The organism is Metabacillus fastidiosus NBRC 101226 (genome assembly GCF_001591625.1).
Lineage (GTDB): Bacteria > Bacillota > Bacilli > Bacillales > Bacillaceae > Metabacillus > Metabacillus fastidiosus.
In genome coordinates, this window is the sequence record NZ_BCVG01000045.1 from 1 (window position 1) to 13,726 (window position 13,726).

A 13,726-nucleotide genomic window follows, 5' to 3' on the forward strand; every position below is an offset into this window, starting at 1 on the left:
CCATCAATGGGGGATGAGAAAAAAACCCACTGATGGAAGTTTCACTTTATTGTAAAAATACAAAGTAAATAATTCCCGCAATAACAATTCGGTAAATCGCAAATGGTGTTAAACGGATTTTATCAATTAATTTTAAGAAGAAACGAATCGCGATTAGAGCAAATATAAATGCGCTAATGAAGCCTACAATAAAAAATGGAATCGTATCAACCGTAATATACTCCCAATTTTTAAGCAATGATATACCGCTCGCACCGAACATAATTGGAACAGCCATTATAAATGTGAAATCTGATGCCGTACGGTGGTTCATTCCGACAAGGACACCGCCTGAAATTGTGGAACCCGATCTTGAAAAACCTGGCCAGAGTGAAATACATTGAATAAGTCCGACAATGAGCGCATGCTTATACGTAATTTTATCAAGAGTATCTATTTTTGGTTTTCTTGGTCCTAAATAATCAGCTGCGATCATTAAAAACGCACCAAGTACTAGACCGATAATAACAGTCTTCGTTGAAAATAAATATTCATCGATATAATCTTCAAATAAGAGACCTAAAACAGCTGCTGGAAGTAAACCAACGATTAATTGTGTAATTTTAAACCGGCTTCCATCCTCAGTTTGTCCATCAATATTTTTCTTGAGACCAAGTAAATTCAGAAAACGGTCTTTAAAAACAAAAACAGCTGCTAATACAGAACCAAGCTGGATGACGACTTTAAATGTATTCGCCACTTCTTGAGAAAATAATTCCTTTGATTTAAATATAAAATCATCAACAATAATCATATGACCTGTCGATGATACTGGGGCAAACTCAGTTAATCCCTCTACGAACCCTAAAACAACCGCAACAAACAATTCCCATAAATTCACTTTTTCACCTTCTTAACTATATTAAAACCATCTCTATTATACTCGGTTTATTTCTATTAAAAAATTAAGTTTTTATGAAGATAACAATCCTGATCCTAAGCTTCAAAATCATATATCAGCAAATTCCTCATTATATCGGTGAACTCCCCCCCCTCTTTCCTTATAAAAATAAGAGATTGGCTAAAGCCAATCTCTTAGACTGAAGATCTATCTATCTTTTAAAAGGCCACCAATTTGCTTCTCCAAATGTTCTTACCATTACCGGAACGAACAATGGGAGAATGACTAATGCATAGAGAAATAAGCCTGTTAATATAATTGTAGCAATTTGCAGAAGTGATAAAACGCCTGATGGCATCATTGCTGCAAATGTACCACCTAAAATGATTGCTGCTGAAATAATGACTGTTCCCATTTTTTTCATTGATAGGAGCATTGCTTCATTAACGGATAAATCTTTATATTCACTGAAACGATCCATTAAGAAAATGCTGTAATCAATTCCTAAAGCGACTAAAATTACGAATGAGAAGAAAGGCACTGCCCAGCTTATACCAGAATAACCTAAAATATTAACAAAAATAACTTCTGAAATTGCCATCGCTGTATAATACGTTAATATAAGTGATCCTATTAAATAGATTGGCATAATAAGTGAGCGGAATAAGAATACGAGAATAATAGAGATTCCTACTAGCATTAATACGACAGTACGAGTATAATCTGCCTGAGAAATAGAATCTAAATCAGCATATGTGCTCGTTACACCACCGATAGCAACTGTTGCATTTTCTAATTTCGTATCTTTTGTTGCCCTTTTAACTGCTTCTTTAATTTCTGGAATATTAGCCATCGCTTCATTTGAATATGGATTTTGTTCAAAAATAACATCCATCGTCATTATTTTTCCATCTTTGGACATATAAGCATTAAGTGCTTCACCGAATTCTTCACTTTCAAGCACTTCATCAGGAATATAAAAACCAGATAGTTCAGATGTGGAAGCCAGTCCTGATAAGTAATCCTGTGCACTAGTTAATCCTTCAGAAACTTCATTTAAACCGTCGGCACTTTGGGTTAATCCATCTGTTAATTGTCCCATCTGACCATCTAAATTTGAAAAACCATCAAGAAGCTGTTTTTGTCCGTTACCAAGTTTTGATAATCCGCCAGTTAATTTTGGTAAGTTATCAACAATTTGTCCTTGACCGTTTGCTAGTTGCTCCAATCCTTTTTTCTGCTCTTCTAAGCCTTTTATTAATTCCGGTAAACCTTTTACTAATTGTTCTTGTCCTACAATACTTTTCTCAAGTCCCTGATTAGCTGAATTCATACCGGCATTAAGTGCAGTCATTCCGCCGTTTAATTGTGCTAAACCCTTCGACGCTTCAGGAAGTCCTGCTTTTAATTGCTCTACAATTGTTTTTACTTTTACATAGCTTGGCTCCTGGCTGACACCTTCATGGCTTTCAATAGCTGTATAATCTTCCTCTGTTATAGATGCAGCTGCTTCTGATAACTTATTTAAGCCAGTTCCTACATCACTATAACCCTTTTGTAATGCAGACAGGTTTTTACTTACATCTTTATAACCGGCTAATAATTGTTTACTGCCTGTAGAAAGCTCTTTTATCCCTTTATCCACTTCTCCCAAGTGCTTTTTGATTTCAGCAGAGCCAGCTGATCCTTGGCGAATTCCGTCTTCAATTTTACTAAGATTTGTTTGAACTGCTGACATTCCCGATTTAATTTCATTTGTTCCCGTAATTAAATCATTAATGCCCTTCGTTGCCTCTTTTAACTGGGGCTCAGACTTTTTAAGCTCTGTTCCCGCTTCTTGCAGCCCCTCGCTTATTTGCTTTATTCCATCTTTTCCTTCGCCTAAGCCCTCCCCTAATGTTTCAGCTTGCTTTGCAACGAATAAATCTTCAATTTTTTCTCCGGTTGGACGTGTGACAGAACGAACTGTATCAACATGATTAATTGCTATTAGTTCCTGACTGATTTTCTCCGCTAATGCAACATATTCAGCATTATTCATCGCATCATCGTTTTTAATAACGATTTGGGTCGGCATTGAATCACCAGCACCAAAGCTATCAGAAATAATATTAAAAGCTTTGATCGAAGCAACATCACCACTCACTTCTTCCAGTGCATTAAATGACAGCTTCCCATCATAATTAATGAGAAATGGTATGGAAACAGCTGCAACAACTAAAATTGCAATAAACGGTCTTTTTAAAGAAAATTGACCGAGAACTCCCCAGAATTTACTGTCTTTATGTTCAAGTGTTCCTTTTGACGGCCAAAAGATCTTTGGTCCAAGTATCGACATGAAGAATGGAACAATTGTAAATAAAGCAATAAGTAAGATTGCAACACCGACTGCAACAGCAGAAGCCGATTTATAAAGTTTAAATGTGGAAAAGCCGATTGCAGCAAAACCGATCATTACAGCAAGTCCGCTGAAAAATACTGTTCTCCCTGCAGTTCGATACGTCTCCACTATTGCCTCTGTTACGCTTTCTTTCTGTCCTATTTCCTCTTTAAAACGGCTTAATAGTAAAATACAATAGTCTGTTCCAATACCAAATAATATTGCAACTAAGAAAATTTGAGTGAAATTCGATAAAGGAAAATCCAGTTTATCAACTAAAATAGACACGATAGATTGAGAAGTGATATATGTAATCCCAACTGTGACTAATGGAATAACTGGTGCAACTGCTGATCTAAATACTAAAAATAATACTGCTAGAATGAAAACAAGTGTAATTCCTTCTGTTTTCTTTAACCCTTCTTCTGAATTTTTAGTGATATCTTCATCAATCATCCATCCACTCGTATAATAGTAATCTAGTTTCGTATCTTTAATTACTTCATAAAGAGAGCTTGATACTTCTGATGCTTCTCTTCCTTTAAATTCCACAGTAAGCGAAGTAAGTATTGTTTTTCCATCTTTTGAAACGAGCTGATTTTTTAGTTCCTTATCCTTAAAATGAGTTAAAATATCTGTAATACCAAGCTTATCTTTCTTCTTTTCAAGTACATTTATTGCTTGTTCTGCTTCTTTTATCTGCTCTGATGTTAGTTTTTTCTCATTATGGAACACAAGGGCAACTTGTGAATCTTCCCCCTTGCCTTCATCTTTTCTTACATCATCAAGAATTTTCTCAGCAATTGTTGATGAGTAGCCTGCCGGTACTTCATTTTGCCCTTTTTCACGGACAAGCTCTGCAATATTTGGAGCAGCAAAAATAAGTCCGACAACGACTAAAATCCATGCTATAAGTACTAGCCATTTTCCTTTTACAATTGTATACACTATTAGTCCCCCGTTTTATAGTTTAATAAAGCATTGTTTAATTTCTCATATGTATTCAAAAATGCTTCAATCTCTTCATGCTCAAATTGAACCATAATCTCCGCAACGAAACGTCCGATTTTCTCTTCCGACTCTAAAAACAGTTCATTTCCAAGCTCGGATAAAGTTAAATAGACGATACGCCGGTCATTTTCATCCCTTTTACGGTTAATCAGTCCTTTTTCCATCAGCCGGTTAATAATCGCTGTTATCGCACTTTTATTCACTTCGAACACTTCTGCAAGCTCTGTCGATGTACACAGATTCGTCTTGCGAATATGCCGTAAAATAAAATGCTGGTCATTCGTTAACTCATCACCAAGCCGGCATTTAATTATGGTCTCCCCCCTTCTTTGTACTGACATCGAGAGATCGAGATAACGGTCAATTAAGTTTTTTACCTTTTTTTCATCCATATTCCTTCATCCTTTTTCTTTAGAATAAAGTGGACGGGAGCCATTTACTCTTGGCCTATTTGCTCACGTCACTTAATCGAAGCTGATGTTAATAAATCACAAGAATTTCGTTACATTTTCGATTACAAGTAACAATAACAACTGATTTATAGTTAAACACTTTAACTGTTCACATGTTTAACTATATAAAGCAGCAAATATAAAGTCAAGATTTTTATTTACAGTTAAATGGGTAAACAGTGAGAAATAGGCTTTAAAAAGGAGTGCTTGATAGTGAAAAAAATACCATTAACATCTGTAACAAGCGGGTTAGGAATTGAAGTATTACCAGATTTGTATTGTTTATCTATTCAAATTGCAAATGTTTGCTTTATTGGAGATCCAAGACAAACAAATGAATTTATACTGGTTGATGCAGGAATGCCAGACTCAGCGGACTTAATTATAGAAGAGGCAAAAAATCGTTTTGGTGAGGATTGCAAATTAATAAGTATTATACTTACACATGGACATTTCGATCATGTTGGAGCATTACAAGAACTTCTTGAGAAATGGAATGTGCCAGTTTATGCTCATTCTCTCGAGGAACCTTATTTAACTGGAAAAGAGAATTATCCTCCACCTAATAAAGATATTCCAGGCCTTGTTGCTAAAATGTCACCTTTATTCCCACGTCACAGTATTGATGTCAGTTCCAATTTGCATATTCTCCCTCCAAGTGGGAAATTACCATCATTACCTGGTTGGGAATACATTCATACACCTGGACACACGCCGGGACATATTTCATTATTCAGGGAAAATGATCGTGTATTAATAGCAGGTGATGCATTTACAAATGTGGAACAGGAATCCCTTTATGAAGTACTTACACAAAAGCAGGAATTACATGGTCCTCCGGCTTATTTCACAACAGATTGGGATGCTGCTTGGAATTCGATAAAAACTTTAGCTATTTTAAAACCAAATGTAGCAATTTGTGGACACGGTTTGCCAATCGCCAACTCTGATTTAGCACCTGGTCTCCATCTATTAGCAAGAGGTTTTGATAAAACTGAAATCCCTTCTGACAATTAATACAATTAACATTTCTGAATGATGCCATACTTACAATTTCAAATAAGAATAAGGACAAAAATAAAACAGGGCTGACATTTTAGTCAGCCCCATTCTCATCTTTAGCCGGAACCATAATTTGTCCGTTCCAGTCCTTTTTTAATAAAGTTTGTAAAATAAGTTTAGAAAGTTTACTCGGCTGATATGGCTTAACAAGATAATCATTTGCACCAAGCGCGAGTCCCTTTTCTTTCTCGTCTAAAGCAGATGAAATAAAGATTGGAATCGATTTTAAACTTTCTATTTCTTTTAATTCTTTAATAATATCCCAGCCGGTAACTCCTGTTTCCTGGAGCATAATGTCTAACACAATCGCATCCGGCTTCTCTTCTTTAATCGCATTTAGTGCTGTTTCGCCGTTACTGAACACTTGAACATTAAAATTGCTTTCTTCGAGTTCAGTAGTTAGCAAGTTCGCTAAGTTAATATCATCTTCAACGATAATAACATTCACTTTGCCATTGTTCTCACTAATTAATCGCTCATTTTGTTTTGCTGCTAAACCGATGACAAGCGGGAAACTTATCGTAAACGTGCTGCCTTTTTTAAGTTCAGAAGTTAAAGTCACTTCCCCGTCATGTGCCTGCATAATCTCTTTTACAATGACTAATCCTAGGCCAGTACCTCCAATTTGTCTGCGATCAGAATTATCAACACGATAAAATTTCGTAAATAATTTATCAATCGCATCAGCTGGAATACCTAATCCTTCATCTCTTATATCCACTTTTAAGACAGGGCCTTCTTCATAAACGGTAATGCCAATATCCCCGCCATCTGGTGAATATTTCATTGCATTGCTCAGTAAATTATTAATAACTTGAGTAATTTTATGTTTATCCCCAAGAATCATTGTATTTTCTGTATTTGAAATAAGATTAATTTGATGTTTTGATGTTTGAACTTGCTGAATATCAATAACATTTCGAATTAATGGGATAATGTCTTCGTATTTCTTATCGTATGCCTGTTTTTCCGCTTCCATCCTTTGTACATCAAGGAAGTCGTTAATAAGAGAAGTTAACCGCTTTGCCTCCTGATAAATTGTCGTTAAATATTTCTTTTGACGTTCAGGCTTCAGCTCCCTATTAAGCATTAATTCCGTAAACCCTAACACGCTTGCCAGTGGTGTTCTAAGTTCATGACTGACTGTGCTCACAAACTCTGATTTCATTTTATCCACTTCATATTCCCATGTAATATCACGATGGACAATGACAATTCCTGTTTTAATATCACCTCTGTAAAGCGGCTTAACATATACTTTAATTACCCTTTTATTAATTCCTGTCTGATGATACGTATACTCAATATCCTCTTCATTTCCTTCAAAAATAACATTATTGAAAAATTGGATAAGCTGATTTTTGTCTTCAACAGTATCAGCCAAATGAACAATCCATTTATCAAATGGCTGGCTTGTGAGATTCATATGTTTCCCATCTAATAAATCACACATTTTTTTATTCACCTGTAAAATAGATCCGTCTACATCAACAAGCTGTATTCCTTCATTTATCGTGTTTAATATATCCTGTGTAAGAATTCGATCCTCTTCTGACAATTCATACAGCTTAATTTTTTCTAAAGAAATAGCAACTTGCTTTGCCAATGTTTCAAATTGCATTATTTCCTCATTTTTAAAGTTTTTATCGTATCTCGTAAATATCATGACTGCTTCTACATTATTTGACGAAGATATGACTGGAATATATAAATCAAATGTATATGAGACTGTATCATGATAGCCTTTTTCTACAGCTGTGCTCTCTCTTCTCACAATATACGATTCTTTCGTTTCAATTAACCTTTCAATAGCACCGTCATGCAGATGGTCTATAATTTGCTTAACACCAGCTCTTGAAATACCAATGCTCGCATATTCCTTATCACGGTCAAGACTGACAATCAATCCTTTATCAGCTTCAATTAAACGGCACATCGTTTTGACGATACTTGATAAAACTTCCTGTTTCACAAGGGAATTAGAAATTCCATTTACTAGTTCATTACGGCGTTCTAACTCCAATTCACGGCTTTTCATCATGTTAAGTGCCGCCTGCAGTTCTATCTGCTGTGCCTGCAGTTCATCCTGCTGAGCAATTAACTCCTCGTTTTGCGCATTGAGATCCTGCTCTTTCTCTTGTATACTTTTGCTCATTTTTCCAAAAGCTGTTGATAATAGCCCAAGTTCATCTTCCCGGTTTGTTTCATCAATGAAAATGATACTTTCCCCATCAGCAATTTGCCCTGCAGCCTGTGTTAATTTTGCTAAAGGTCCTCCAATTTTTCTAAGCATCATTCTTACAGAAAGAAAGACAATAGCAATTAACAGAAAGAAAATACCGAGAAAGATAATCTGCCCTATGAATAATCTATTAGAAAATTGCTCATGGTTTTCATCCAGCTTCTGTTCCAGATCTTCTTTATATTGCTTTAGACTAGACTGGAACTGATTAATTTTTGCTGTACCTCCGTTATTAGAAATATTAATAACTTCCTGTTTATTCCCTTTATCGAAAAGTTCAAGAGATTTTGGAAGCCTTTCATCAAAATAATAGCTGTAAAATACTTCTGCTTCATTTATAAAAAGAGTATCATCCGTTGTTTCGGCCGCTTTTTTCAGCTTCGTTATTCCCCTTTTGATTTCTCCTTTTTCACTCAATGCATTTCTTACATGTGTCTTATCTTTACTGCTTCCAAATGCAAAATGTGCTCTCGCTTCAGAAAATGCATTGTTAAATCCATCATATAAATCAGAAGCCATCTTTTCTTTATTTTCCAAAATATTTCCTTGCTTCTCAAATGTAGAGATAACTTTGTTTTGATACATCATCATCCCAATTGTTAAAACACAAAAAGAGATAATAATAAAAACAGTCATCATTCCAAATTGTCTAGCAAAGCTTTCCTTCATATACTTATTAATTTTCATTTAAGATAGTCTCTATTCTTTCAATTAATTGCATGGGGCTGAATGGCTTTGACATAAAATAATTAGCTCCTGCACTCAAAACTCTCTCTTGATCAGAAGCCTGGCTTTTAGCACTCAGCATCATTACTTTCGTGTCCTCATGTTCCGGCAGCTTTCTGATCATCTCAATTAATTCAAGGCCCGTGTAAACGGGCATCATATAGTCCAGCAAAATAAGATCATATTCATTTTCTTTTATTAACTCATAAGCCTCTTCCCCATCAGAAGCTTCATCAATCGTATAACCTTCATCTTCTAACGTATCAACGACTAACATTCTCAATACTTCCTCATCTTCGGCAAGTAAAATTTTCGTCATTTTTCTTCTCCTCATTATTTTTCTAAATATTGTTTTGCAAAAGCCTGCTGCATAATTTCATAAGATTTTTTTAATCGTTCATGGTATTCAGGCTCATCCCAATTATCCCAAGAATAATGAAGCCAATTATTTATTCGTTGGTCCTGTGCTTTTGGAGCACTATCTTCTACTGAATTTTTATCATTTGCCACTATGACAGCAGCAGAAATACCTTTTATCTTTTGGCTGCTTGCAATTCCTTTTTCAGACTGAATATCACCCATAATCTCTTTTTGACTAGGATCTTTAAAATTAATTAATAACCAAGGCAAACGCAATTCGAGGATACCTGATTCCTTATTAATATAGTAGTCTGAGAGTGAATCAAATTGTTTTGAATTTGGGTTAGTATTACCAAGCTTCAGTTTCCCAGCTTCATACGATTCGAAAGGAATTGTAATCTCCTTTCCTTCCCTTTTTATCGTCAATTCTTTATTCAAAGTTAATCGAATAGGATGGTATACTCCATTATTTCTTGTACTCGCATAAGGAGATTCCGGAATCATTTTTAACATTTCACCATAATGATAAGCAAATGTATCGTAATAGCTATCAATAAGTACCCTTGAATCCTCCTCTTTATTACTTATTTGAACAACAAAATCAGTTCCTTCCGCTTGAAACGGATTAACTCCGGGCACAGTAGACTGACCTTGCTTTGAAATTGTATCTAATAAAATTTTCGTATTAAATGATTGTTTCTTCCATTTATTGGGATCAAAATCAACCCGTACATATAACGCTCTTTCATCACTTGAGAAATACACTTTTTTAATAATATCTTCCGAAGATTCAAAAGCAGGTTTTTCCTTTCTTCTCTCCCAGTCATCTGTTTCTCCATCAATTTTAATCTGGGTTTCTTCTGTTTGAGGATCAAAACTTAACATCCCAAAATGCTGTTCATTCGTTTGCATATTATCCCAAAAAGGTCTTCTATCAGGATTATCATAATCCATCGTATTCCATGTCCGCTTAAACCATTCATCCTGCCATGTAAAGACTAGTCCGCCTGCCATTTTCTCTTGAATAATATCTTCAAACAGCTGTTTCACGTATATTCCCTGCTCTGTTTCGGAATGAAAACCTTGATTGCGACCATATACATTTTTATGTGTTAATCCTCTTGAACCTGGAATACCAAACTCAGCTACCAGCAAAGGCATTTCATGATGTTTTTTCATATCATTCAAATAACCGGCATAGTTATTTTTCTCACCACGATGATCAATATAATTCACGTATTTGGGCTCTAAATTTAGAAAATCCGGATAGTACGGATATATATGGTAAGAGGCGAAAAGACCTGGATAGAATCCATCTTTTGCTTTTATAACATTCGGATTAACAGATACTAAATCTTCCTTTTGCAGCGGCTCTGTAGGATGATCTAATAAATCTGTCGTTACCCAGTTCGTAAAGCTTAAAGGATGCTGCCAGCTATATGTCGCATCTTCATATGTCGCTGTATAATCCATCATTTCAGCTAACCATGCTTCAAAAGGAGAAGCATTCTCTGTTTTAATAAATTTCCCATCATAACTTGTCTTATTTTTATTTTTCTCATTCGTACCAGCAACTGCTTCCGGATCCCATTCCACACCGATTACCCAGCCTAATAAATAAGGAGAAATATCATGTGTATATTGACCGCTGGCATGACCTGGACGTTCAGGGATACTCGCTTTACCGTGAATAATATCTACAATTCTTTTTATTTCTTCTTTAAAATCTTTCGTAACCGGCTCAGAAAAAGCATTTTTCTCCCGAACGAAAGTTTCCTCATTTACCCAAACGCCATGGAAAAGATATAATGGGTCTTTTCGATTCAAATTATGTTCATAAAGTGCTTCATAAAAAGCTGGAGGATGGATTGTATATACCCTTAAAGCATTGGCATTCATTTTACTTATTTGATCAAACCAGCGTGCATATTCCTCTTTTTTAATCGCTGTCTCTCCCGGGAAAGATCCTGGTTTTGCGATTCCCATATTAACACCTTTAACGAGAATATCCTCCCATTTTCCATTTCGGTACACTTGTAAATAATCCTCGCCTGATTTCCCGGTCATCTTTACTTTTCCTTCTGTTGCTGTTTCCTGAATAATTTTCTGTTCTATCTTGCGGTCATTCTCTAAAATTTTCGTCATCATTGGAACATATACTTGCCAAAAAAATGTATCTGTTCTTCCTTTTTTATTAAATGATAAATATTTTTGAGCAAATGGAAGCCCGCTTGCTTTATACAAAGTCGGTACATTCTCCTGATCAACAAAGTCCCCAGCAAAATAATAGCTATCATAGGAACTGTTTTCGTAATGAATAACAGCTGGAAAATCAGTTGGCAAGTTATACTCTGTCAGCTTCTCTTTTCCTGATTTTGATAATTGAACACTGAATTCAGCTTGAACATTTTCTTTATTAACTGCTTTTACAACATCAAACCAGTAATTATATGGATAGGACTGATCAAGGCCAAAAATATCTTCTCCCGATTCTGTCATCTCAAATGCAACTTTTTCATCTTTTAAATCTTCTTTTGTTAATACAATTACTTGATCACTTTCATCAACGAAAATAAGCCCTGTTCCGCTGAAATTAAACTGCTTTCCATATTGTTTTTCATAATTCCCTTTCAACCACACTGGGACTTCATCGGTCGCTAAATCCTGAAAATATCTGCCGATCCATCCCGTCCATTCAATATTTAATAATTCATAAAATTTTTCTCTCGCCCCTTCTTCAGTAGGGGAACCAAATGTATTGAATTCTGCTACTAGTGTCTGCTTATTTTCATATAGAGATCTCTTTATTGTATCAACTTCTTCACTCGTCATTCCGCCATATAATAATTCTGATTTACTCCCATCACTATTCGTACCGCTATATTCATCTTTATATACGCCATAACTATCTGCGATAAAGATCATGTCATAAGGAGATAAATCTTTTGGAAGACTTCTGACATCAAAATGCTTTTTATCTTTATTAGGAATAAATCCCGCATAATCTTTTTTCTCGTCATATATTTCTTTATTTTCTTTCACTAATTTTAAATGATTTAACAACCATACAATCCCTTTATGTTCGCGGTAAGATTCATCCGGAACTGTTTTATCAACAATAAGAACATTCATCTCTTTAGAAGATTTTAATTGCCATAACCAAAAGGGAGATGAAAAAAGAATAAATACGAAAAAAATAGAGCTAATTATTAATACAGTTTTTTTATTCATTTGAAACACCTTTTCTCACCATTTCTCCCCATCCTCCTTTTTTCCTGAATATCATTTCCACTATTCCTTCTATACGCCAAAAAACAGTTAAAGGACGGTACCAGAATGTTTCCGTTAACGAGACAAGAAAAAGAGTTACAAAGTGACTGACCTTTGTATACCTTTCCATGCTCCATTCTTCTAATAAGACAGCTGCCATTGAATAAAAAGATCCGTAAACCATAGATATTAAAAAGAATAAAATGGCATATTCAAAATAAATGCCGCCTGTAAATAGAGAAAAGATAAAAAATAGATAACCGAACATTTCAATAACCGGCCCTAAAAATTCAATGAAAAAGAAATATGGCATCGAAACCATTCCAATTGTTCCGTACTTTGGATTAAACATTAATTTTCTATGTCTCCATAAGCTGTCAAATAAACCTTTATGCCATCGTTTTCTCTGACGTCTCAAATATTTCATCGACTCTGGAGCTTCTGTCCAGCATACTGGATCTGGAACGTAAATAATTTTCTTATTTGCTTTCTTTTCTTTGATAAGTCTATGAAGTCTAACGACTAATTCCATATCTTCTCCGACTGTATGTGCATAACCTCCCGCATCAACAACCCATTTTTTAGAGAAGACGCCGAATGCACCGGAAACGATTAACAATAAATTATTTTTACTTAAACCAACCCTGCCAGTTAGAAACGCCCTCAAATATTCAATAACCTGCATTGTAACGAGCGGATTTTTTGAAAGCCCTATTTCTGTTAAATCTCCATTCTGAATAACACAGCCGTTAGCAATTCGCACCGTTCCTCCTGATGCAATTACTTCATCATCTGATTCAATAATAGGTTTTAAGACTTTAAGAAAAGCATTTCTCTCAATGATAGAGTCACCATCTAAAGAGCAAAAGTATGGATATTTAGATAAATTAATACCTGCATTTAAAGCATCCGCCTTACCTCCATTATCTTTATCCGCTACGATAAGATTCGGATAAATTGTTGATGTATACATAGCTTTTATTTCTTTCGTCTCTAGCTGGCGGCGAACGACCATATTTGTTTTCTTTAATTTAAAAACTTCATCAAGCTTCTCTAACGTATCATCGGTAGAACCATCATTTATAACAATTACTTCAAACTCAGGATATTCGATACTAAGAAGAGAGCGTACACTCGCACAAATTCCAATTGATTCATTATAAGCAGGTACTAAAATCGAGATAGGTTTCGTAAAACTTGATTGCAGAAATTCTTCATAAGGCTCTATTTGATCTAATTGATAAATCTTTCTAATTTGAAAAAAAGAAATAATCAGCATTGCCCCATATATAGTAATAATGATAATCATGTAGATTAAAATAAACCAACTTCCAATCGTGAAA

The 13,726-nt window shown here is 35.0% G+C and carries 8 protein-coding genes; 1 reads left to right on the top strand and 7 read right to left on the bottom strand.

Annotated elements, in window-relative coordinates; all coding sequences use genetic code 11:
• Nucleotides 1–46: 46 nt before the first annotated feature.
• The 3 genes from BFA01S_RS11945 to BFA01S_RS11955 all read right to left on the bottom strand — a co-directional run bounded on the left by BFA01S_RS11945 (nucleotide 47) and on the right by BFA01S_RS11955 (nucleotide 4,663).
• Entirely contained in the window at nucleotides 47–880 is an 834-nt protein-coding gene (locus BFA01S_RS11945) for an undecaprenyl-diphosphate phosphatase (RefSeq protein ID WP_066230442.1), read from the bottom strand.
• Between the two features lie 211 nt (nucleotides 881–1,091).
• Nucleotides 1,092–4,208 carry an MMPL family transporter gene (locus tag BFA01S_RS11950; RefSeq protein ID WP_066230445.1) on the bottom strand — a complete coding sequence of 1,039 codons (3,117 nt, stop codon included), beginning with the start codon at nucleotides 4,206–4,208 and terminating at the stop codon, nucleotides 1,092–1,094.
• A 2-nt stretch (nucleotides 4,209–4,210) separates the two neighbouring features.
• Entirely contained in the window at nucleotides 4,211–4,663 is a 453-nt protein-coding gene (locus tag BFA01S_RS11955) for a MarR family winged helix-turn-helix transcriptional regulator (RefSeq protein WP_066230448.1), read from the bottom strand.
• Between the two features lie 273 nt (nucleotides 4,664–4,936).
• On the opposite strand from BFA01S_RS11955, the gene BFA01S_RS11960 reads away from it, so the two are divergent.
• Nucleotides 4,937–5,740, top strand: a complete 804-nt coding sequence (locus BFA01S_RS11960) for an MBL fold metallo-hydrolase (protein ID WP_082799970.1) — start codon at nucleotides 4,937–4,939, stop codon at nucleotides 5,738–5,740.
• A 79-nt stretch (nucleotides 5,741–5,819) separates the two neighbouring features.
• Here the strand turns inward: BFA01S_RS11960 and BFA01S_RS11965 are convergent, their stop codons facing one another.
• From BFA01S_RS11965 to BFA01S_RS11980, 4 genes are read right to left on the bottom strand one after another with little or no spacing between them, the layout of a single operon-like run.
• Nucleotides 5,820–8,714: an ATP-binding protein gene (locus BFA01S_RS11965; RefSeq protein WP_235843016.1), complete on the bottom strand. Its 2,895-nt coding sequence runs from the start codon at nucleotides 8,712–8,714 to the stop codon at nucleotides 5,820–5,822.
• Nucleotides 8,704–9,072: a response regulator transcription factor gene (locus BFA01S_RS11970; RefSeq protein ID WP_066230453.1), complete on the bottom strand. Its 369-nt coding sequence runs from the start codon at nucleotides 9,070–9,072 to the stop codon at nucleotides 8,704–8,706. The genes BFA01S_RS11965 and BFA01S_RS11970 overlap by 11 nt, the downstream gene beginning before the upstream one ends.
• A 14-nt stretch (nucleotides 9,073–9,086) precedes the next feature.
• Nucleotides 9,087–12,344, bottom strand: coding sequence for a hypothetical protein (locus BFA01S_RS11975; protein WP_066230455.1), 3,258 nt, complete (start codon nucleotides 12,342–12,344; stop codon nucleotides 9,087–9,089).
• Nucleotides 12,337–13,692, bottom strand: a complete 1,356-nt coding sequence (locus tag BFA01S_RS11980; protein WP_066230507.1) for a glycosyltransferase family 2 protein — start codon at nucleotides 13,690–13,692, stop codon at nucleotides 12,337–12,339. Before BFA01S_RS11980 ends, BFA01S_RS11975 begins: the two co-directional genes overlap by 8 nt.
• Nucleotides 13,693–13,726: the final 34 nt, after the last annotated feature.

Excerpts from the sequence above, each read along its gene's own strand:
- BFA01S_RS11980 (WP_066230507.1), bottom strand. The coding sequence starts at position 13,692 with ATGATTATCATTATTACTATATATGGGGCAATGCTGATTATTTCTTTT.
- BFA01S_RS11975 (WP_066230455.1), bottom strand. The coding sequence starts at position 12,344 with ATGAATAAAAAAACTGTATTAATAATTAGCTCTATTTTTTTCGTATTT.
- BFA01S_RS11955 (WP_066230448.1), bottom strand. The coding sequence starts at position 4,663 with ATGGATGAAAAAAAGGTAAAAAACTTAATTGACCGTTATCTCGATCTC.
- BFA01S_RS11970 (WP_066230453.1), bottom strand. The coding sequence starts at position 9,072 with ATGACGAAAATTTTACTTGCCGAAGATGAGGAAGTATTGAGAATGTTA.
- BFA01S_RS11965 (WP_235843016.1), bottom strand. The coding sequence starts at position 8,714 with ATGAAAATTAATAAGTATATGAAGGAAAGCTTTGCTAGACAATTTGGA.